This window comes from Methylovorus mays (assembly GCF_020531915.1).
GTDB lineage: Bacteria > Pseudomonadota > Gammaproteobacteria > Burkholderiales > Methylophilaceae > Methylovorus > Methylovorus mays.
Genome location: NZ_JAJAVG010000006.1, coordinates 34,888 through 56,872, shown reverse-complemented (window position 1 = coordinate 56,872; position 21,985 = coordinate 34,888). Strand labels below are relative to the sequence as shown.

Genomic DNA, 21,985 nt, shown 5'->3' with positions numbered 1-21,985 from the left:
TGTTCACCGGGCAAACAACAAGGGCTGATATTCATCAGCTTATTTCATTATGTTCAGACCCCGGAATGCGGATCTAGTTACGCATAAAACAGAAAAATATCCCAAGCTCCCGGGCAATACCATACGAGATCGCAAGATACTGAGATTGCACAATCTGAAACCTCTGCAACATTGACCAAGTGCGACACATACAAGCGCTGTGCCCAGCAAAAAGCCCAGTGGTGACTGGGCTTTTTGTCTTGCCATCAAACGTGTTAACCAGCCAGAGATCAAAGTACTGATTCTGGCTACTGGATGTTAACCCACCGCGCGCAGTACCGAATTTCTGGCGCTATGCCCCTGCAGCAGTGGCAACACTTCTTCCCCAACTCGATAAGCTTCTTCCAAGTGCGGCGTGCTGGCGAGGATAAAAGAGTCAGCACCCAGTCTCACCAAATCATCCAGCCGCTCGGCAACCTGCTCATAGCTGCCGACAATACCATTGGTCTGACCACCACGCAGCAGGCTGAAGCCAGACCAGACGTTGGGGTGCAGGATAAAGTCCTGGTAATTATCCAGATTCTTGGGGGTATTGCTGCGTTGGCGGTTGGCACCCACCGAATCCCCTGTCTGCTGGGCAAATCGGGCATAGCGCTCTTTATCCGCATCGGTCAGGTTTTCAAAGCCGCGCCGCACTTCGCGCCAGGCTTCTTCTTCCGTCGCCCGAGCCACAATATCGACCCGCACGGCGCATTTCACCTTGCGACCCAGTTTGTCGGTTTTTTCCTTTACCTTGTCGAACTTCTCCTTCAACTGATCAAAAGGCTCCAGCCAGGAGAGATAAAAGTCGGCGTGCTGAGAGGCAGAGACCAAGGCCGCATCGGAGGAACCAGAGAAATAGATTTCCGGGAAATCCTGCCCCAGCAGCTGCTCTGGCAGCGCGGCATTTTCCAGCTGGTAGAACTTGCCATGATGAGAGTAGCTGCCGCCTTTCCATAAGCCGCGCAGCACATCCAGAAACTCGGTTGTGCGCGCATAGCGGTCATCATGCGGCGCCACATCGCCCCACCAGAGCTGGGCGGGACCACCACCGCCAGTGATGATGTTGAACAAGGCTCGCCCGTTGCTCGCACGTTGCAGGCTGGCCGTCATGCGGGCCGCCGTCACCGGATTGAGGAAGCCCGGCTGAAACGCGATCATGAAGCGGAACGTGCTGGTTTCGCGCGCAAGAAAAGAGGAAATCGCCCACGGTTCATCGGTCATGGGAAAAGATGGGATCAAGCCACCATGGAAGCCGGAAATTTCGGCGGCGCGGGCCACCTCGGCAATATAGTCCAGGCTGTTGAAGCCATCGCTACCGCCGCCTGCAAGGCCGCGATGCACTATGTGATCACCCTCCTGCTGCGACCAGTCACCTCGATGGTGAAGTTTGTTGCACAGTGAGCTGGGTTCGCCATGCGTAGGAATACGCCAGAAAATATCAATCGCCATTATCGTCTCCTTAGGCGGCCTGTTGTTGAGTTAAACCAAGGCGTGCACGCAGGGCGGGCAGCACCTGTTCGCCTATGCGGTAAGCTTCTTCCAGCGCAGGCACTGCGCCCAGCTGGAACACGCGAATACCGGCAGCGGCATAGTCCGCCAAGGTAGCAATCACCTGATCGGCATCCCCCACCAGGGTGGCGCGTGCCGCGCCGGTGCCCGGCGTTTGCAAAGCCCACAGACCGGCTTGGTCTGGCAGGGCGGTTTGCCCTTGCTGCCGCGCCTGACGGGCGGCATCGTGCACGGCTTCTGCGGCGGTTTCACGCACCAGCAAATCAATGCGTAACGCCGCCTGCACAGGACGCCTGGCCTTGGCGGAGAGTTCTAGCAAGCGCTCCAGATGCGGTTTCAACTCCGCCAGTGGCAGCGCTCCAAATACATGCACATCCGCCAGTTTGGCCGACACCGCAAGATCCGCCGCGGTCTGTCCGGTCAGGAATACCTGTGGCACCGCCTGGCCTGAAAGGGGCCCTTTAAAGCCACCTTCCAGCACTTCAAAGAAACGTCCCTTGAAACTATAGCCCGTCTCGGTGATCACATGCCGCGCCACCGTCACGAACTCCTCCGTGCGCTGCGGAATATCCGCATCATCAATAAAGTCGCCATTGGCACGCCGCTCGGCCGCATCCGCGGGTGTCGCGATCTGCCAGGCAAACCGGCTGTTGCTGTAGCGCTGGTAACTCACGGCATTTTTGGCGGCATACACGGCAGACCCGCGTGCCGAATCAAAAGCGGCCAAGACTTTCACGCGACGTGTATTACGCGTCAGATAGCCAGCAACAATCCAGGACTCTTCGCCTTGCGGATCGTTGGGCACCAGCAGGCCATCAAAGCCCGCCAGCTCCGCCGCCTTGCCAATCTGATGCAGATGATCGTAATAATTGAATTGGCGGCCGCGCGGATCTGTCACGCCTGCCGTGAAATAAGGTTGGTCATTGCTACGCTCCCCGCGCAGCTTGACAGCAGCATCCGCCAAACGCCCATCTCCGCGCGTAGGCACCTGCCAGTAAAACTGGATAGTCATGTCGGTTTCCTTGTTGAAAGTTGACACTGTGGTCGACAACTGGATATTGCAGGATGCGTGCCCGCTCTCACAGGCCCATAAAAACACATAAAAACCATAGACTTAGTACTGTTTTAAAATCAGCAGCGTGCAGGCAGCTGGTGCTGTGGCAACACGCCAGCTGCTGCCACAGCAACGGGCTGTTGCCTGACCAACTGTCGACTTAGCCAGGCCTGTTGAGGCTAAGTCGTGGCAAAGTTGAAGCGATCTTTGGCCACGATCTCCACCAGTGGACGGCGCGGCGTGGGTTGCTCACGGCTACGCAGATCGTCTGGCAAAGCCTCTGCAGGCCCCCTTTTCCCCACTGCGACAAGTGTTTCCAGCCGATAGCCCTCCGGCACCCCAAGCAATACCTGCAAGGCCGCCCTATCGTAGCCGCCGATAGGATGAGTGCTCCAGCCGCTGGTCTCGGCCTGCAGGGCCAGATAAGCCCAGGCAGCACCAGCATCCAGCGAATGGCTATAAAGGTGGGTAGACTCACTGGCGCCAGGGCGCATATGCGTCGTCTTGGAAAGCAGGATCAGAAACGCAGAAGCTTGCGGCGCCCAGCGCCGGTTATTCTCATTCAGAGTGTTCAGCAGAGCCGGCCAATCCGGCGAATCCGGCAGCAGATAGACAAAACGCCAGGGCTGAGCATTATTGGCCGAGGGCGCCCAGCGCGCCGCCTCAACTAGGGCCAACAAGGTCTCATCGGAGATCGCCTCGCCAGTGAATGCACGCGGTGACCAGCGCTGCAGGAAAACCGGTTCAATCGGATATGTCGAACTGCGGGAAAAACTCATGTGCTTGCTCTCATGCTGATCAAAGTGGATGGTGAGCCAGAGGGTGCCCCTCCAGCCCAGCAGTTAGCCAGCGATATCGGCCAGATAACGCCCGGTGTAGGACTTGGCTTTATCCAGCAGGCCAGTACGCTGCCACTGCAACTCCAGCGCCCCCGGGGTGTACAGCTGTGCGCCGCCGATCTGCTCGGCAATCGCCTGATAGCGCGCGGCTTCCTCAATAAACAGGATCAACTCCGAGGTTTTGATAATCCCCTTGCCCCAGAAATTGGCGCCGCCATTCGACTCCAGCAATGCAGGTGGCGGTGCCAGCTCGGGATGCTGGTCAAGCCGCTCCTTGATGACGTCGTAAACGCTGCGTGTGCGGTCCAGATGATTGGGAATCTCGCGGGCAGCCAGATGGCGCGCCGCGGCCACATACAAAATCGGAAATGGCTTATGCGCCAGCGACCATGCCGACAGGAAATTGGTATGGGCATGGATGACGGTATCGGCATCCAGTCGGGATTCACGCAGGATATGGTCGGGATGCTTAGAGAACTCGGTAATGGCAATGCTGGGCGACTGATCGCGCGCCAACCCGCCGGGGAAGCGGATATTCAGCAATTTATCGTGCCCAGGCACCAGGTGGGTGACATGGTAAGTCAGGCTGGCAGACAAGGTGCCGTTGCGGCTCAGCACGCCAAAGGCATGAACGGCATCGGCCTTGGCATCTTCCACGTATGAAATCAGGTCAATTTCGGACAGCGGGTTAGACATCGGGGTCTCCTTAAAATTAAGAGGTTTCGGTTAATGGCTTGATAGCCAGACCCCCAATGTATTGGCAATGCCTGTGCCAGCCCATGGCCTGTGCATCGCGGCGAAAAATCAATCTCTTATTTTTCAATTGATTAAGCTTATTCCCGCTGTCTTTCACCCTTCATTTTTCATCGTTATTCAGTAGCGTCCACCCCACGGGCTTGTACCACACGCAACACTTCAGCCATCAATGCTGATGCTGGAGCAACAGCGGCGATTTTTTCCTGGCCCGGGATTCTTGCATGCAGGTTGAGGCCCGTTGTTGCCCTGCCAACAGTAGACGCAACAGACCCACCAAAAATTGTTGCTGCAAAAACAGCAGCGCATAGGCAGCGACTACATACCATCGCATTTAAATCTTTTTACAACAATCAGTTAGCGTTAACTCGAGAAAGCCATCTGCTGCTGGCACAGATTCTGCGCTAGCGCATGTCGTCGTTAATTTATTTGCACTCAACAGGAAACAACATGACCATAACAACAAGCAGCCCATCAGATCAGCCGGCGCAAACGCGCTTTATCATCAAACCTTTACTGCGTGCCGTGAGTAGCATTTTTATCGGCAGCCTGGTCATCAGCCATGCCTATGCCGCCGACGCCACGCCTGCCAGTGACGCTTCTACGGCACAGACCAAATCAGCCGAAGATGCACAGAACGACGCAAGCACCAGCACGACAGCTACCCAGCCAACCACAGTGAATGGCCAGGGCGAAAGTGAAGCCTCCCTTGGCAGCGTGGTGGTGACTGCCAACAAGCGTGAGGAAACCGCGCAAAAGGTGCCGACCGCCATTACCGTCTTAAGCGGCAAGGAGTTGCAGGACAAAGGTATAGGCAAATCCGCAGGCGAGGTACTCAACTACGTGCCCAACGCCTCCGCCAACACCCAGTTTAATGGCCGTCCACGCTGGTGGATTCGTGGCGTGGGTTCCGGTCAGCAACAAATCGACATGGCCAGCCCGGTAGGTATCTATCTGGATGATGTCTATATCAGCAATGCCACCGCCACTGGTTTCCCACTATTTGACCTGGACCGGGTGGAAGTGCTGCGCGGTCCGCAAGGCACGCTGTGGGGCAAGAACACCACAGGCGGTGCGGTGAATATCATCAGCAAGAAGCCTTCGTTCAACACGGGTGATAACTACGTCAAAGCCGACATCGGCAACTATGGCTCGCGCATTTTTGAAGGTGCTGTGGGCGGCGAAATCGTCAGCGAACGCGTGGCTGGTCGCTTGTCTTTTTATGATCAGGACCGCGATGGCTATTTCCGTAACCAGTTCACCGGTCAGCGCGATGGCGCGGTCAAGGACACCGCCGTACGTGGGCAATTGCTATTCCAGCTGACGGATAATCTGGAAGCCCTGCTGAATGTGCACCGTCGCGATTACTCCACGGACGGCAGCATACAAACCGTTACCGGTGCTGGCCCAGGTGGCGCATTCCGTTTTGGCTATGTGCCAAGTACCAGCCGCAAGGATGTGAGCTCGAATGCCGAAAACAGGGGCGACTCAACACAGAATGGCGCATCGCTGACCCTGAAATGGGATTTGGGCAAGTACTCGCTCACGTCGATCTCGGCATACGAAGATTGGGACCAGACCGTGCTGAATGATGCCGACAACAGCGCGCTGGAACTCTCACGGGGCTATACCAAAGCGGACAGCAAGCAATATTCGCAGGAAATCCGCTTTGCCTCACCGCGCGAAGATCGCTGGAACTGGCTGTCTGGTATCCATTTGTTCAAGGAAGAAATCAACTCCTACAGCGCATCGGCGCGTTTGCCGGTGGGTAGCGTTCCAGCGGTCACAGGTGGCAGCAATGCCTTGAACAATTTCAGCTATAGCGACTATAACCACAAGGCTTCCAGCTTTGCAGTTTTCGGTAGCACCACGTACAACTGGACGGATGTTTTCAAAACCACCGTCGGCGCCCGCTGGTCTACCGAAAAGAAAGAGTTGGAACTGAGCCGTCGCTCCGCTTCTGGTGCTGGTATCACTGCCGCCAGCTGGAGCAATCTGGGGCAATGGTGGGATAGCTACATCGGCAGCTACAACAACCCGACTGGCCTGGTCACCAACTTTGACGCAGAGCAGGAAAAACGCTGGAACTCCTTCACCTACGATTTCACACCGGAATACAAGATCAGCGACACCAGCCGCACCTTCTTCAAGTATGCACACGGCGAAAAGTCTGGCGGCTTTAACACGGCCGCGACAGCGACAGCTGCCCTGAATACGGTGAAGCCGGAAAAGCTGGATTCCTACGAAATCGGCTACAAATCGGAATGGCTGGGCGGCCGCCTCAACTTCAATACCACCTTGTTCTACTATGACTACAAGGATGTACAGGTCAACGTCGTAGGTGTACCAGCTGGCGCCACCACCACCGTGTCTTATCTGCAAAATGCGGATAGCGCGACGGTAAAGGGGGCGGAATTTGAAGTGGAGGCATTGCCCACCAGCAATCTGCGCCTGATCGGCAATATTGGTTTGCAATCGAGCAAATTTGACAAGCTGCAAGTACAAAACAGCACGACCAATTACGACGGCAATGATCTGGTACGTACCCCCGAGGTTAATGCCCTGCTGTCGGCCAACTATCGCATTCCATTGGCAAACGACAACAAAATCGTGACCAGCCTGGATTGGCGTTACACCAGCGAGCAGCATTACTTCGTGAATGCGCAGAACATCGAGCAGAACCTCTATTACAAGCTACTGAGTCAGGAAGGCTACTCCCTCGTCAATGCTCGCGTTACCTGGAGCACCAAGGGTGATCGCCTGGCAGTGACGGGCTATGTCAATAACCTCTTTGACAAGGAATACATTGCTCACGCATTGCCAGCTGCCCCAGCCACGGGTACCACCACGATTTACGGTGCGCCACGCACGGCGGGTGTTTCCCTGACGCTACGTTTCTAAACATAGCCCTATAGCGGATATCCGGCCTCGTGCCGGGTATCCGCTTTTTACGTTTTATGCGAGGCACTATGTCCATCTCTCCCACCCATCCACTGCTGCGCTGCCTGTGGCTTTATCGCACGATGCCATGGCGTTTCAGTCTGACCGCCCTTCTGTTTTTACTGGTGAACGCCGGTATGGCCTGGCAACTCTGGCTTATCGGCCATGCCGTGCAGGCCGTGCATGACGGTACCGCGATCAAACTTCTGCCCAATGGCCACTATGATCTTGCCGTGGCTTGGTACTGGATCACCATCATCATCGCCGTTGCGGTTGGCCGCGGCATCCTGCAATACTTTGCCGGCGTGTTGTCGCTGATCATCGGCCAGGATCTCTTGTCTCTGCTACGTGAGCGCATTCTGATCCAGGTACAGCGCCTGGACCTCGCCTATCACCTGCAGCATGGGGTAGGCGAAATGGTCACCCGCACCACGCGCGATGCCGACAAGGTACGTGATGCGCTGATCAACTTCTGGCGCCAGGTATTTGAGGCCAGTGTGTGGATACTGGTCTCCATCGGCCTGCTCTGCCTTTACAACGTATGGCTGGGCCTGGGTACGCTGGCTTTCGTGCTGGCGGGCATCGCCATTTTCATTCGCCAGACTGATCAACTTGTCACGCTGGATCGCGCCGTGGGCCAGGCCTATGACCAGGTGAATCAGGAGCTGAGTGAAGGCATTAACGGCGTGCGCGTGATCAAGGCTTTTGCCCTGGAGTCTTTACGCATTAGTGCTTTTGAGGGCTTTGTACAGACCTTTGTGCGCCATGCGCATACCGCGCTGGCCTACGCGGCAGTTCATACGCCACTGCCGCAAACGCTGGTCGCGCTTTCCCAAGTCTGGATTCTGGGCTTTGGTGCGTGGCTGATCCAACAAGGCCAACTGGAAGTCGGCGCGCTCATTGCCTCCCTGCTGGTCGCCAACACCTTGATCTTCCGCATTGAGCCCATCGGCCGCGTGATGCAGGTATTTGCTGATGCCCGCTCTTCTGCCGGCCGTATCTGGGAGCTGCTGGACGAATCGCCGACCATCGCGGGCGGTAATGACAGCATCCCCAAAGCAGCGCTCGGTTTCCGTTTACACGATGTCACGGTACAAGCCGCCGGTGGCAACGCCATTTTGCAGCATTGCCATTTACATGCAGCCCCAGGCGAAATCCTGGCGCTGGTCGGTATTACCGGCTCGGGAAAAAGCACCCTGGCCGCCCTGCTGCCAAGGCTGCTGGACGCCAACCATGGCAGGGTGGATATCGGCTCCGCATCGTCCGGGTGGCACAACGTCCACCAATTCCGGTTGGATGAGTTACGGCGACGCATCCATGTGGTGCCGCAAGAAAGCTTTCTGTTTTCCGATACGCTGGAAGCCAACCTGCGCCTGGCAAGACCGCAGGCCAGCGAAGCCGAGCTGCTGGAAGCGCTGGAGCTGGCAGCAGCACGCGATGTGCTGGACTCGCTATCGGATGGCCTGCAGACCCGCATCGGCGATCGCGGCATTACGCTCTCCGGCGGTCAGCGCCAGCGCATCAGCCTGGCCCGTGCCTTCCTGGCGCACCCCAGCGTCCTGATTCTGGACGATGCCACCAGCGCACTGGATGCGCTGACCGAGCACCGCGTGCTGGATAACATTCGCCGCCTGCGCGATGCCAGCGGCCAGGCCGTGACCGTGCTGCTGATTGCCAGCAAGCTGTCCACCATCCTGCTGGCAGATCGCGTCGCCGTGCTGGACAAAGGCCGTATCGTGGCCGAAGGCCAGCATGCCCATTTGCTTGAACATCATGCGGAATATCGCGAACTGGTAGGAGTCCATCATGGCTGAGTCCCTGCGCCAAGAGCGCGCCCTGAATGACATTGAGCTGGAACAAAAGCTCGCAAAAAAGAGCCTGGATCGCAATATGTTCTGGCGTTTGTTACCCCTGCTGGCACCTTACAAAGGCCGTATTGCCGCCATTATCGGCATTGAGGTGGTACTGGTCGGCATCATCTTTTTGCGGCCATGGTTTGTTGGCCAAGTCATCGATCACGGCTTTATCCAGACCGCAAAAGGGCTGGTACTGAATACACCGCTGCTGGTATGGATGGCGCTGGGCATGGGCCTGACCTGGGCACTGCGCTTTGCCTTCGCCGCAGTCTCGCAATACCTGGCGGGCTCGACGGCCATTCACATCCTGAACACTCTGCGCGTGCGGGTATTCCGTCATATTCAGGCGCTCAGCATCCGCTACTTTGATAGCACCAAGGCTGGTCGCATCATCTCGCGCGCCGACCGCGATGTGGATGCGCTGGAACCCCTGCTGATCCAGGGGCCGCCCGAGCTGTTGTCTGCGGTGCTGCGTCTGGTGGGCGCGGCGTTTGCCCTGTGGTGGATTTCGCCCAAACTGCTGCTGGCTCTCGCCAGCATCACGCCGCTGCTGATTCTGGGCACCTGGCTGTTCAAGCGCATTTCGGAGCACAACTGGGCGCGCGTCGCCGAAGCGCGCGCCCGGTTTACCGCGCATCTGGTGGAGACCGTTTCCGGCGTACGCATCATCAAGCAAACCGTGCAGGAGGATGCCAATGAAGCACGCTACAGTGCGCTGGTACATGACTTCAACCAGACGCTGGTCAAGGGCAATATCCGCACTGGCTGGTTCCTGCCGACCACGCAGCTGCTCAGCACTGTGGGGCAGGCGGCCCTCCTGCTCGCCGGTGGCCTGGGCATTGCCCAGCACGAAATGACCGTGGGCCAGCTCGCCCAGAGTCTGTTCTATGTGCATCTTTTCCTGGGCCCGCTGCAGGAGCTGAATGAGCTATTGGAACGCTATACCTCGGGCGCCTCGTCTGCCCAGCGGATTTTTCTCATGCTGGATACCGAGCCCGAAATCAATGACCCAGTCACCCCCCGCAACCCCTTGCTATCCCGCGGGAGCGTTGAATTTCGCGACGTGGTGTTTGGCTACCAGCAGGACGGAAGCCGTCCGGTGATCCGTCACCTTAACCTGCAGGTGGCGGCAGGCGAAGTGCTGGCCATCGTTGGCCCGACCGGCCATGGCAAAAGCACGCTGGTGCAGTTGCTGACGCGCTTTTACGAAGTGCAGGGTGGCGCCGTGCTGCTGGATGATGTGGATGTGCGTGAGTATCCGCAACAGGTGTTGCGCCGCAAAGTCGGGGTCGTGCTGCAGGATAACGTGCTGTTTTCCGGCAGCGTACTGCACAACCTGCGACTGGCCGCGCCTGATTTCAGCGATGAAGCGCTGATTCGTGCCGCACGTGACCTTGGTGCCGACGAGGTGCTGGAACGCCTGCCACAGGGTTATCAGACCGAAGTCGGCCCGCTCGGGACATTTCTCAGCCATGGTCAGCGTCAACTGGTGTGCCTGGTGCGTGCCTATCTGGGCAACCCATCGGTATTGGTGCTGGATGAAGCCACCTCGGCAGTGGATATTCACACCGAACGCCGCGTGCAGGTAGCCTTCCGTCGCCTGTGCGAAGGCCGCACCGCCATCGTCATTGCCCACCGGCTCGCCACGATCCGCGATGCCGACCGTATTGCCGTGATCTGGCATGGCGAAGTAAAGGAGATCGGCAACCACACCACTCTCATCGCCAAGGGTGGTGCCTACAGCCAGCTATACAAGGCGTATGAAGAAGCATCCGTGCCCGAGCATGACAGCTTGCGCTCTGTTGCCTAGGAAGCAGAACTGCCATGCCGCCTGTTGAGTGCGAGTCACTGCAACAGCGGCATGGGCTGATCACTCAAACCAAACCATTGATTTACATAGCCAATATTTTTGTGGCTGGCCTGTCCGACGCTGGTATGGATACTGCAAATACCTGTCACGTATTTCCACGAATTGATCTTTTAACTACGCATCTTTATCACGAGGAGCTTTCATGTCAGTTACCGCTATCGATAGCATCTGGTACACCCGCTGCCCAGTACCTACCCCCCTGGGCTTGGCAGCGCGCGAAAACTGGTTTGCCCAGGAATTCGCCCCCGACCACATCACCATCAAAACCCTGCAGGAAGTGACAGAAGCCGATTTGCGCGAGTCTCACTACGACCATCGCCTGCCACATTCCTTCCGCCAGGGTGGTAGCGTGCCTGCCATCTGGGCACGTGCCAATGGCACCGACACGCGCGTCATCGGCCTTAACTGGGTGGATGAAGCGCAGCTGGTAGTTACCCTGCCTGATTCCGGCATCACCAGCGTGGCCGAGCTGAAAGGCAAGCGCATTGCACTGCCACTCAACGACATCAGCATCGACCACCAACGCGCCAGCGCACTACGCGGCATTGTCGTCTCTCTCGAAGCCGCAGGCCTCAGCGCAGAAGATATCGTCTTTGTAGATTTGCCCGTGCCCCAGGGCGGCGCCGGTGTAGGCTGGACCTCCAGCCACACGCCCTATGCCACCGAATTTGAAGCGCTGAAAGCAGGCAAGGTGGATGCCATTTACGTCAAAGGCGCGCGCGGCGTGGCAGAAGCCCACAAGCATGGCGTGACGACCCTCTATGATGTGCGCAACCATCCTGATCCTATCGCCCGTGCCAACAACAGTGCGCCGCGTCCGATCACTGTCGATAACGCCCTGTTGCAAGAGCGCCCCGACCTGGTGGTACGTTTCCTGAGCAAGATTCTGGATGTGGCCGACTGGGCTGCTGCACATGAAGCCGACACCGTCAGCTACATCGCCAAAGAATCACACTCCACGGACGAGTGGGTACGCAAAGCCTATGGCAACGATATCCATCTCAAACAAGGTACCTCACTGGACGATCTCTCCATTGCAGGCCTCACTGCCTACAAGGATTTCCTGTTCAAGTGGGGCTACCTCAAGGCCGACTTTGACGTGGCCGACTGGATCGCGCCTGGTCCGCTGGATGAGCTGTTGCGCACCCGCAAGCAAAAAGCCGCATGATCACGGCTCAGCTTGATCGCAGTACCAGATCGAATTACTGTCATTAATTCGTTCCATTCACTAGCCTGCGCTGGCCTGATGGCCGGTGTGGGCTATTCTCGTCAAGGAGGTATACATGGCTTCTCTCAAACTGGGCGACACCGCCCCCGACTTTACCCAGGATTCCAGCATCGGCCCCATCGCATTCCATGAATGGCTGGGCGACAGCTGGGGTATTCTCTTTTCGCACCCGGCCGATTACACGCCAGTGTGCACCACTGAACTCGGTGCCACCGCCAAGCTCGCCGACGAATTCAAGAAGCGCAATGTCAAAGTGCTGGCGCTTTCCGTTGACCCGGTAGCGTCTCACCATGGCTGGATCAAGGACATCAACGAAACCCAGGGCACCACGGTCAACTTCCCTATCCTGGCCGACGCCGATCGCAAGGTGTCCATCCTGTACGACCTGATCCACCCCAATGCCAGCGCCACCGCCACAGTGCGTTCCGTGTTCATCATCGACCCGCACAAAAAGATCCGCCTCACCATCACCTACCCCGCCAGCACGGGCCGCAACTTTGATGAAATCCTGCGCGTGATCGATTCGCTGCAACTGACCGAATACCACAGCGTGGCAACCCCCGCTAACTGGAAAGACGGCGAAGACGTGGTCATCGTGCCTTCGCTCACCGATCCGGACATCCTCAAAGCCAAGTTCCCCAAAGGCTTCAAGACCGTCAGACCTTATCTGCGCCTGACACCACAGCCCAACAAATAAGCACCACATTCATCCGGTAATAAAAAAGCCTGCATATGCAGGCTTTTTTATTACCTGTTCTTCATTGTCAGGCAATCCTTCGTACATTGTCATGGGCCCGCTCCAGTGGCAGGGGGTCGATCCAGGCAGCGATGTCGATATCATGTTCAATGAAGTGATGCTCCAGCAGGAACTGCTTGGCGATGGTGAGGCCGTCGATGGCTTGCTGGTTCAGCGTGATCACCAGATTCTGGTGAAAGTCAGGGCCCAGCACTTTATCGAGCCAGGCTTCTGACCAGCCGGTTTCATGGCCGATCAGGCGCAGGCTTTCTTCGCGGTTCTTTTTTGCCCACAGGCCGGCAGTCACGACTTGCCGTAAAAAACGTTCCACCACATCCGGATGCTGGGCAATGCTGTCGGCGTTGACGGTAAGGGGCCGAGGCGCACAGTTGCTGATGCGAATATACGGGTCAGGATGAAAACCGAGGTCAAACACAATATGCGCGCCCAGCAGATGAGTAATTTCAGCCCCGCGCACGTCCTTGACGTAAATGGCATCCACTTCGCCGCGCACCAGGGCATAGACCTCGTTCACATAGCCGTGTCGCGCATGGCCCCAGCCACCGGGGCGATCAATATCATTCACGGTGATATAAGCCGAATCCGGCAGCCCAACCACCTCGATATTGCGCAGGCCAAGACCCGCCTGTTCCAGCGCCACATAAAAAGCCCGCAGCGCGGCTGCGCGGTTGTAGTCGCTGGCGATCTGGTGAATCGGAATACCGACCTTGCGGTCCTTGAGATCGTGCGCCGTGCGTATGCCGGAACCGGGCAGCGTGATGATGGCCTGGTATTCGTCAGTCCAGCTGATGCCGATCACCCGCGTATCGCTGCCATTGGCCTTGGCCCAGATAGCAGGCGTATTGCCACCCTGCCGAAAGAGATTGGGCAGCCGGTGGTCAAAGTGCGAGACCAGGTCGGACGGTTTGTCCGACTCGATCAGCGAGCGTAGCGGAATATCCCCGGCAAACTCCCGCTCCAGCAGTCCCAGTTGTATCGCCAACCCCAATGGCGTGGGAACAGGAGAGCGGGTGTAGGTAAACTCAGCGGTGTAGGTCATGGTGAATTATTGTTGTTATGGAATGGATTTTTATGAAGGCTGTTTACTCGCTGGCGACTTTGCGCCAACGGAAAAGATAAGCCGATATGCGATACAGCACAAAGGTCAGCAGATACCCGACGACACCGATCAATATGGTCACCACCACCAGGATATCCATGCGGGAGGCCATCTCGGCATTCATCATCAGATTACCCAGTCCAGCCCCGGCATTGAACAGAATCTCGCTGCCGATGGTAGACAGCCAGGCCATGGCCAGCGCGAATGACACGCCGGTAAAGATATTGGGCAAGGCAGCGGGCAGCAGGATATGCCGGAACTGCTGGGCACGGCTCAGTTTGAGCACATTGCCCACTTCGAGAAACTTGCCATCGACCTGACGCAGGCTTTCATAGGTCGCCAGTACCAGCGGGAAAAACGCCGACAGGCACACGATAAACAGCTTGGCGGTGTCGCCATTGCCCAGCCAAAGGCTGAACACCGGCACCAGCCCCATCAGCGGCACCTGCCGCAGGATATGGTACAGCGGCCCCGCCGAAGTATCGATGATGCGGGAGCTGGCCATGGAAATGCCCAGCACCAGGCCAAAGGCTCCGCCTATGGCAAGCCCAGTCAGCGCCCGTTGTAGACTGGCTACCAGGTTGATTTGCAGGTCGCCGCTGGCGATCAGCTCGCGCAGGGCTTCCTGCATTTGCGACAGCGACGAAAAGGCGTAGGCAAATGTCGCACCGCGGGTGGACATATACTGCCAGCCCATCAGCAGGAGTATCGGCAGTATCAATCCGACTGCACGACGGCCCAGGCCGATCCGGGAAAACAAAGAAGAAATTGAACGCATGACTACCTACTCCTCAGGCAACGCGCCAGCGCACCAGATGGGCTTCACCCCATTTGAAACTGCGGTCAATAACAAAACCGATCAGGCCGGTCAGCACGACGCCCACCAGCACAATATCCAGCCGGAACATATCGCGCCCCATTTGCATCATTTGCCCTAGACCGCTATCTGCCACCAGCAACTCGGCCGCCACCAGCACAGTCCATGAGCGGGCAAACGCAATGCGCAACCCCGTCAGCACCGGCGGGAAAATCGCCGGGATAATGACTTTGCCATAGAGCGTGATCCAGGGCAGCTTGTACACCCGCGCCACTTCCAGGTAGTTAACAGAGACACCGCGGGTAGCTTCATAGGCAGCCAGTGCCACCGTGAAGAACGAGGCCTTGATGACAATGGCAATCTTGAAGCTTTCATCCACCCCCAGTAGCAGGATGAACATCGGGATCAGCGCAATGGTGGGAATCTGGCGTATGGCATGGAATAGCGGCGCGCAGAGCGCCTCCACGTTTCTGGACAAGGCCATGAGAATACCAAACAGCAGTCCGATCGATGCGCCCAGGCTGTAACCAAGCGCCAGCCGCGACAGGCTTTTGCTGAGATGCTCCTGCAACTCACCGGATGCCAGCAGCTCCTGAAAAGTACTGGCGACTTCCAGTGGCGATGCCAGCAGCTGCGGGGAAATGAGCTGCAGGTGACTGACCCAGCCCCATAGCAGCACCAGCAGCACGGGCGATACAAACGCTGCCAGCTTGAGCTGGCGATAATGCACACGCCCGGCCACACGATTGAGGCCAATGGCGGCCCGAATACCGATACTCATCTGCTTGCGCCCGCTATTCTGCGTTGGTTAGTACAGCAAGCCGGGTAATGCCTGCCCGCTCGATGGCGGCCATGACCTTGGCCACCGTGCCGTAATTCACCGACTCGTCCGAGCTCAGGTGCAAGCTCAGGTCAGGGTCGGCAGCGTGCAATGCTTTCAGCTCGCGCTCGACATCGGCCACCGCCAGCTCGCGCTTGTCGATAAACACCTTGCCCTGGGCATCCACACTCAGGCTCACCGCTTTTTTCTGCTCGGCAGGCTGCGTGGGCGCGGTTTTCGGCAGATTGACGGTAATCGCGTTATTCAGCACGGGAATGGTGACGATGAAGGCCACCAGCAACACCAGCATCACATCCACCAGCGGTGTGATGTTGATCTCGCTCAATACCTCATCGGCGTCGTTACTTGTAGAGAATGCCATTATGCGAACGCCTCTTTCTTGATGTTGACCACAGACGACGCCACGTCGGGCTTGCGGCTGTTGCGGAACGATACCTTGCGTGACAGGTTGATCAGGTCAGCGGCGAAATCATCCAGATCGCCACTTGCCAGCTTCAGGCGACGGGTAAAGAAGTTGTAGGCCAGTACGGCAGGCACTGCCACCGCGATACCCAGACCCGTCGCGACCAGCGCTTCACCGATGGGGCCGGCAACCACTTCCAGGCTGGCGGTACCAAGACGACCGATATCGGTCAGCGCGTGCATGATGCCCCACACGGTGCCAAACAGGCCGACGAACGGCGAGGTGCTGCCAATGCTGGCAAGCACGGCCAAGCCGCTTTCCAGGCTGCGGCGCTCTTTCAGAATCTGCTGGCGCAGCGAACGCTCCAGCAAATCCTGACGCTCCCCGCTATGCTCCAGATCATGCTGACCTGGGGTATCGGCATCGCGCAAGGCGTTGAAACCCGCTTGCGCCACGCGGGCAGCTGGGCCCTTGAAGTCGTTTATCTCTGCTGCGGAGAGTAAATCCGGCGCGGCCCAGAATGCCTGCTTGTAACGTTTGTTCTGATAGCCGGCGCGGAAATTCTGCACGCCTTTGACGGCCAGCAGCGTCCAGGTGACGACGGAAAAGGCGACCAGTGTCCACAGCACACTATCGACGATGAGGGAGGTAGATGAACTCACAATTGCCATGATGTTTCCTTTACTTAGCTATATTTGATAAATACTGATCTGGTGGCCAACTTATTTGGCCAGCCTGAATTCGATAGGCACGGTGGCCCAACCATCGACGGAGGTACTCCCACGTTTGGCCGGAGCGAATACCCAGTTTTTAACCACTTCGAGCGCGGCTTCATCCAGTGTCTTGCGACCGCTGGATTGCTTCACTTCCACTGCGCCTGGCTTGCCGTTGGCCAATACACGCACTCGCAGAATGACCTTGCCCTCCCAGCCCTGACGCTGGGCAAACGCGGGGTATTCTGGCGGCGGATTGTTAAGATACCCGGCATAACCCAGGGCTTCTGTCAGTGGCTCTTCCTTGGGCGCGGGTGGTGCTGGCGGTGGCGTAGGCACGGCTTGCACGGGCTCTGGCGTATGCTGCGCCGTGGTGTTTTCCTGCACGGTCATGTCACTGGGCTTGATATCTGGCTCGGCAGGCGCCGTCTTCAATGCCTGAACTGGCTTGGCGGGCTGCGGTTTGCGCTCGACCTTGGGTGGCGGTGGCGGAGGTGGCGGCTCGATTTTCTTTTCAGGCTCAATCTTGGGCGCTGGCTTGATAAATTCGATCACGACCTCTTTGGGGGCAGGCGGTTTTGGCGGCACGCGTTGTGATTCCAGATAGGCCGAAATACCGACAATGTGCGCAATCACCACCAGCGCCACGATGCCGCTGTTGCGCTGTGTTAGCCACTTGCTTGAGCTTTCCAGCTGCTCCAGGGCTCGATTGCGGTACAACCCAAAACGCTCGCCGCCATCCGAGACAGCACGGGCAACTGCGTCTTTGAGCACCGATAAATTTTCCTCAATATCTGGCAAGGCGCCAAGCTTCGTATAACTGGACGGGTAACTCGGCTGAGAATTCGAAAGACTAGACATGACCTTTCTCCTTTCGATAAGTAATGGGTAAATTGCGCATCAAATAAAATCGCTCAATACATCGTCACGTATGCGTTGAAACTCACTCGCCGAGCGTATGCGCGGACGTGGTAGTTTCACCGGGACAATGCGTTTTATGCGGCCGGGGTGTGATGTCATCACCACAATGCGGTCGCCCAGAAACACGGCTTCTTCCACATCATGGGTCACCAGCACCGTGGTTAATCCTTCCTGCTCCCACAAGCGCTGCAATTCGTGTTGCAGCTTCATGCGGGTCAGTACGTCCAGCGCGCCAAATGGCTCATCCAGCAACAAGAGCTGGGGCCGCAACACCAGCGCACGGGCGATGGCGACACGTTGTGACATGCCCCCTGAAATCTGGTGGGGATAGGCTTGCTCAAAGCCGGTCAGCCCCACGGTGGCAATCTGCGCCTTGACGCGGTCATGGCGCTCTTCCTGCGACACATTGGTGGCAGAGAACGCCAGCAGAATGTTTTCTTCCACGGTCAGCCAGGGAAACAGGCGATGCTCCTGAAACACAATGCTGCGATCGAGCGAGGTGCCGGAGATACGCTGGCCCTGATAAACGATATTGCCCTGGTAATGCGCATCCAGGCCGGTAATCAGGCGTAGCAGCGTCGATTTTCCGCAACCACTGGCACCGACGATGGAAATAAACTCGCCGGAGCGGACATCCAGCTGGATGTCATCAAGCACCTTGAGCGGCTCGCCATGCAGGAGGTAGCTTTTAGACACATGGTCTAGTTGTAGCGCATACGATGCAGGCGGATGCTCTGCCTCACTTTTTGCTTCTTCACTCCGCCTGAAATCGATTACTGCTCTTGTCACTGCCATGCCTGCCAACCTCTTTTTCAATGTCGCCTCGTATTGCGACGCAATGTCTGTTTGCCCATGACTGTTTATTCCCAAACAGCATGAACATGGATGTCCATATGACTATGCAAGGCATATGCCAGCCATGGAAACATATTTTTTATTGTTTATATTCATGCATTTAAATAAATACCTCATGCCGTAAAAGAATTAACTGTTGCTCAGGCAACAGCAAATTTGGGAGCTTTTGTTTGTCCTGCAACAGCGATGAAAAAAGCCGTCTTGCGACGGCTTGTTGTTTAATTCTTGGCTTGAGCCACATTCACGGGAGGTGGCGCAGAGCGCGCAACCCAATAGTGCTCGATACCAAGGTCCCTGAGTGCCTGATTAACAAAGCGGGGGTTCAACAGTTGCTGGACACTCACATCGTTACGAATCAAGCCCGAGCTTTTGGCGTAAGTGGCCAGGCGCTGATAGTGGGCGGTCAGAACCCCGTCATAAACCGGAGACCAACGGTCTTTCCATGGTACGGAATCGTTTTCGTAATCACGGCGAACCACGGACTCTGGCTGCACCAGGCTCAGGTAGTCCTTGATGTATTTGTCGCGATGGGCCTCCTGCGACGCCCAATAGCTGGTTTTGACATACGCATTCACCACCAGCTGGGTAATTTCAGGGTATTTGTTCACAAAGTCGTTGGTAGCCCAGATACCGCCACGCAGCTTCTGATCGGTCAGTGAGGTCTTGGTGGACCAGATAATGCGACCTACGCCCTTGTCCTGCAGGTTGTAGGCATCATTCAGACTGAAAAAGCCGTCCACCGTGCCGCTGGCAAGCGCAGCAGCGCCAACCTGCGGATTCACGTTCACAATCTTGAAATCCTTCAGGGTCAACTCTTGCGAAGCGGCCAAACTGGCAAAGGTGGCTTCCCATGGGCGACCACGATGCAAAGCGATGCGTTTGCCCTTGAGATCAAGAATGCTCTTGGCCGTGGAGTTGGCGGGGACCACCAGATAGGAGTTGCCATTGCTGCCCCAGGGCGCTACCAATTGAACAACCGGCTTGGCCGCATTGAGGATAATCGGTGGCAAATCGCCATAGGCGGCAAAATCAATGGTGCCGTTGGCAAAGGCTTCATTGATGATAGGTCCTACTCCAGAGTGCGAGGCTGGCACCCACTCCAACTTGATGCCTTTTTTGGCCAGGCTTTGTTCAAGGCCGCCTTCATTGTTGACGGCATCCACGCCCATATAGGATGTCTTGCCCGCCAGGTTATACGCCACCACGGCAATGCGCACCACCTTGGGTGCCTCTTCTGCCACGGCCTGCTGGGCGACAAACGCCCAGAATGCCGCCACACTTGCAACCAGTATCGCCAGGCGATACACCACATTCACGTTCATTACCTGCTCCTTAATTCATTCATTTGGGACACTACGCCCACTACGCTCAGGCCGCTTTTCGCTCAGCTTGCAGCCAGCCGATGGCGGTCTCCAGCGGACCTCGGTCTATCCAGGCATCCAGATCAAAGTCGCGATCCAGCAGCCCATGGATCAACATGAAGTTCTTTTGCTGCTGGAAGAGATGGACACGCTGCTCGGACAAATCTGGGGCCAGACTGAGATGGAATTGATCCCCGTAGGCTTGCTGAACGCCGATACCGCCAGAGCGCGTCTCACCCTCCAGCACCTTGCGCACCCCTTCCAGATTGGTTTTTGCCCATTCGGATGCGCGCAAGGATTGATACAGAAAGCGCGCGACCAGCTCGGGATGCTCATGCAGCAGTTGCTCATGGACAGTGATCGGGCGCGGCGTGCCGTTATTCACACGGTACTGCAGGTCCGGGTGGGTATCCAGATTGATACCAACCACCACCCCTTGCCGCTGTGCCGCCTCTACCGCAGAAGCACCTTTCACGTACACGGCATCTACCTTGCCCGCGGCCAGTTGCTCGATACCGGCCCACAAGCCACCAAGATCTTCACGACCACCTTGTCCGGAGCCCACTTCCACCAGTTGCACGTCATCCAGTGTCAGTCCGGCGATGTTCAGCGCGCCCTTGTACCCCTGCAGGCTCATGCCGCGCGCAATGCTGCTGCCGCGAATATGATCGTGCAGGGGGTGCTCTATGAAAGCGGGCAATGCCAGACGCAGCCCCTTGAGATGGGCGGGTTCGGTAATGCCAGAGTCGGGCCGTACCAGGATGGTTTGCCATTCATCAATCCAGGTCAGGCCGATCAGGCGCGTAGGCGCCCCTTGGGCCCGCGCCGCGATCGCCAGCAGATTGCCGCCCTCGCGGATCAGCGTGGGCAGCTGGTGATCGTAATGATGACGCGCCAAGTCGCGATGATCCTGCAAGGTGGAAAGTGCAATGCCATCCGCGGCGAACTCGGATTCCAGCCAGCCCAGCTTGTGGGCGAGACCGGTGGCGGTGGGCACCGGGCAACGGGTGAACCAGAGCCGGTCTATGGCTTGTGCAGTGGTTGAGCTCACGGATATCCCCTTAGCCTGCTGCTTGAAGATTGGCAGCTGCACTATCATTGGCAGGCACCAATCCCAGCGCCTTTGCCTGATCATAAATCTTGGCCATCTTCCACTGCTGAGTCAGTACGCCAGGACCATAATCACGCGAGCCACCGAGGGAATCCGCCAGGCTTTGAATCAATGCGCCCTCTTCCAGCAGCAGAATGAATTCGGCCAGCTTGCGCAGACCCTGTTTGCCCCAGACGGTAGAACCGCCATTGGCTTCCAGAATTGCCGTGTTGTGAGGATTCAGGCGAATCTGGTCCAGAATGAAATCGACTTCCTGCTGGCGACGGTCGATATAGATCGGGATTTCACGAATCAGGTTAAAACGTTGCACCGGGACGTAACGGATAGGCAATGGCCGGTGTGCCTGCGCCCAGGCACCCAGATAAGGGGAATGCACGTGGGAAATCGAAGTGACATCCGCATGCTGCTTGAACAGCTTGTTGTAACGGGTGTTGCCCAGGCCGCTTTTGCCGATGACGACATTGCCATCAAAATCCACCACCAGCGCTTCCAGCTTTTTGCCCTTGTTGAAAGGCCCGCCGTAATTGACGATCACCAGTTGCTCCTGGCCTGGAACACGCTCAACAAAACCTACCGTGCCATTGGCCGTGATGGTACCGGTCTCGCGGAACACATCAAATGCCAGCTGCGACTCTTCCAGCACGCTTTGTACAAAATCTTCCAGTTCTCTTTTTGCTTCAACAGCGATCACGCTCATTTTTTTGCCCTCTACGTTGGTATATGTATTGCATCCAATGATGCATACGCAAGCAGGGGCAAGAGCTATGCCAAAAATAATCAGCGCGGCATGATTATTTTTAATTGTTTAAATTCATTGACCTATGAAAAACAAACTGCCTTTCGCCGATTAAGTATCTTCAAGCAAGTGTTGGCAAGCAAACATCTGCATACACAAGTCTGTTGCCTGATCACCACTTTTCATATGCCTCATTTGCAGAATCCTGCATAAGTTATAACCATATCTTATATTGGTATAATGTGATATTAGTAGAAATGTTAATAACATTTAGCTATATTGCGCACTGCAATTTACCAAA

Annotated in this window: 19 protein-coding genes; 5 read left to right on the top strand and 14 right to left on the bottom strand. The window is 56.8% G+C overall.

Annotated elements, in window-relative coordinates; genetic code table 11:
* Positions 1 to 297: 297 nt before the first annotated feature.
* From LG203_RS07730 to LG203_RS07715, 4 genes are all read right to left on the bottom strand, one after another.
* On the bottom strand, positions 298 to 1,470 hold the full coding sequence (locus LG203_RS07730; protein WP_230345251.1) for an LLM class flavin-dependent oxidoreductase: 1,173 nt from the start codon (positions 1,468 to 1,470) through the stop codon (positions 298 to 300).
* Between the two features lie 10 nt (positions 1,471 to 1,480).
* Positions 1,481 to 2,542, bottom strand: a complete 1,062-nt coding sequence (locus LG203_RS07725; protein ID WP_230345250.1) for an LLM class flavin-dependent oxidoreductase — start codon at positions 2,540 to 2,542, stop codon at positions 1,481 to 1,483.
* 221 nt (positions 2,543 to 2,763) lie between these two features.
* Positions 2,764 to 3,363, bottom strand: a complete 600-nt coding sequence (locus LG203_RS07720; protein WP_230345249.1) for a nitroreductase family protein — start codon at positions 3,361 to 3,363, stop codon at positions 2,764 to 2,766.
* Positions 3,364 to 3,426: 63 nt separating this feature from the next.
* Positions 3,427 to 4,119, bottom strand: coding sequence for a class II aldolase/adducin family protein (locus LG203_RS07715; RefSeq protein ID WP_230345248.1), 693 nt, complete (start codon positions 4,117 to 4,119; stop codon positions 3,427 to 3,429).
* Positions 4,120 to 4,626: 507 nt separating this feature from the next.
* On the opposite strand from LG203_RS07715, the gene LG203_RS07710 reads away from it, so the two are divergent.
* From LG203_RS07710 to LG203_RS07690, 5 genes are all read left to right on the top strand, one after another.
* Positions 4,627 to 7,077 (top strand): TonB-dependent receptor, encoded by a 2,451-nt coding sequence (locus tag LG203_RS07710; RefSeq protein ID WP_230345247.1) that lies wholly within the window; start codon positions 4,627 to 4,629, stop codon positions 7,075 to 7,077.
* A gap of 68 nt (positions 7,078 to 7,145) precedes the next feature.
* On the top strand, positions 7,146 to 8,930 hold the full coding sequence (locus LG203_RS07705; protein WP_230345246.1) for an ABC transporter ATP-binding protein: 1,785 nt from the start codon (positions 7,146 to 7,148) through the stop codon (positions 8,928 to 8,930).
* Complete coding sequence (locus tag LG203_RS07700; protein ID WP_230345245.1) at positions 8,923 to 10,782, top strand: ABC transporter ATP-binding protein; 1,860 nt, start codon at positions 8,923 to 8,925, stop codon at positions 10,780 to 10,782. Before LG203_RS07705 ends, LG203_RS07700 begins: the two co-directional genes overlap by 8 nt.
* A gap of 202 nt (positions 10,783 to 10,984) precedes the next feature.
* Positions 10,985 to 12,010, top strand: coding sequence for an ABC transporter substrate-binding protein (locus LG203_RS07695; protein ID WP_230345244.1), 1,026 nt, complete (start codon positions 10,985 to 10,987; stop codon positions 12,008 to 12,010).
* A gap of 115 nt (positions 12,011 to 12,125) precedes the next feature.
* A complete protein-coding gene (locus LG203_RS07690) occupies positions 12,126 to 12,767 on the top strand; it encodes a peroxiredoxin (RefSeq protein ID WP_230345243.1) in 642 nt (213 codons plus the stop codon).
* A gap of 67 nt (positions 12,768 to 12,834) precedes the next feature.
* Here LG203_RS07690 and LG203_RS07685 read toward each other — a convergent pair whose 3' ends face one another.
* The 10 genes from LG203_RS07685 to LG203_RS07640 form a co-directional block, all read right to left on the bottom strand.
* A complete protein-coding gene (locus LG203_RS07685; protein WP_230345242.1) occupies positions 12,835 to 13,866 on the bottom strand; it encodes an ABC transporter substrate-binding protein in 1,032 nt (343 codons plus the stop codon).
* Between the two features lie 43 nt (positions 13,867 to 13,909).
* Positions 13,910 to 14,704, bottom strand: coding sequence for an ABC transporter permease (locus LG203_RS07680; RefSeq protein WP_230345241.1), 795 nt, complete (start codon positions 14,702 to 14,704; stop codon positions 13,910 to 13,912).
* A 13-nt stretch (positions 14,705 to 14,717) separates the two neighbouring features.
* Positions 14,718 to 15,524, bottom strand: coding sequence for an ABC transporter permease (locus tag LG203_RS07675; RefSeq protein WP_230345240.1), 807 nt, complete (start codon positions 15,522 to 15,524; stop codon positions 14,718 to 14,720).
* A gap of 13 nt (positions 15,525 to 15,537) precedes the next feature.
* Positions 15,538 to 15,945, bottom strand: a complete 408-nt coding sequence (locus tag LG203_RS07670; protein WP_013440940.1) for an ExbD/TolR family protein — start codon at positions 15,943 to 15,945, stop codon at positions 15,538 to 15,540.
* Complete coding sequence (locus LG203_RS07665) at positions 15,945 to 16,658, bottom strand: MotA/TolQ/ExbB proton channel family protein (RefSeq protein WP_230345239.1); 714 nt, start codon at positions 16,656 to 16,658, stop codon at positions 15,945 to 15,947. Before LG203_RS07665 ends, LG203_RS07670 begins: the two co-directional genes overlap by 1 nt.
* Positions 16,659 to 16,709: 51 nt before the next feature.
* Positions 16,710 to 17,561: an energy transducer TonB gene (locus LG203_RS07660; RefSeq protein WP_230345238.1), complete on the bottom strand. Its 852-nt coding sequence runs from the start codon at positions 17,559 to 17,561 to the stop codon at positions 16,710 to 16,712.
* 39 nt (positions 17,562 to 17,600) lie between these two features.
* Positions 17,601 to 18,416 carry an ABC transporter ATP-binding protein gene (locus tag LG203_RS07655; RefSeq protein WP_230345237.1) on the bottom strand — a complete coding sequence of 272 codons (816 nt, stop codon included), beginning with the start codon at positions 18,414 to 18,416 and terminating at the stop codon, positions 17,601 to 17,603.
* A 278-nt stretch (positions 18,417 to 18,694) separates the two neighbouring features.
* Positions 18,695 to 19,798, bottom strand: coding sequence for an ABC transporter substrate-binding protein (locus tag LG203_RS07650; protein WP_230345236.1), 1,104 nt, complete (start codon positions 19,796 to 19,798; stop codon positions 18,695 to 18,697).
* A 46-nt stretch (positions 19,799 to 19,844) separates the two neighbouring features.
* Positions 19,845 to 20,936 carry an ABC transporter substrate-binding protein gene (locus LG203_RS07645; RefSeq protein WP_230345235.1) on the bottom strand — a complete coding sequence of 364 codons (1,092 nt, stop codon included), beginning with the start codon at positions 20,934 to 20,936 and terminating at the stop codon, positions 19,845 to 19,847.
* Positions 20,899 to 21,645, bottom strand: coding sequence for a class II aldolase/adducin family protein (locus tag LG203_RS07640; RefSeq protein ID WP_230345234.1), 747 nt, complete (start codon positions 21,643 to 21,645; stop codon positions 20,899 to 20,901). Before LG203_RS07640 ends, LG203_RS07645 begins: the two co-directional genes overlap by 38 nt.
* Positions 21,646 to 21,985 lie beyond the last annotated feature (340 nt).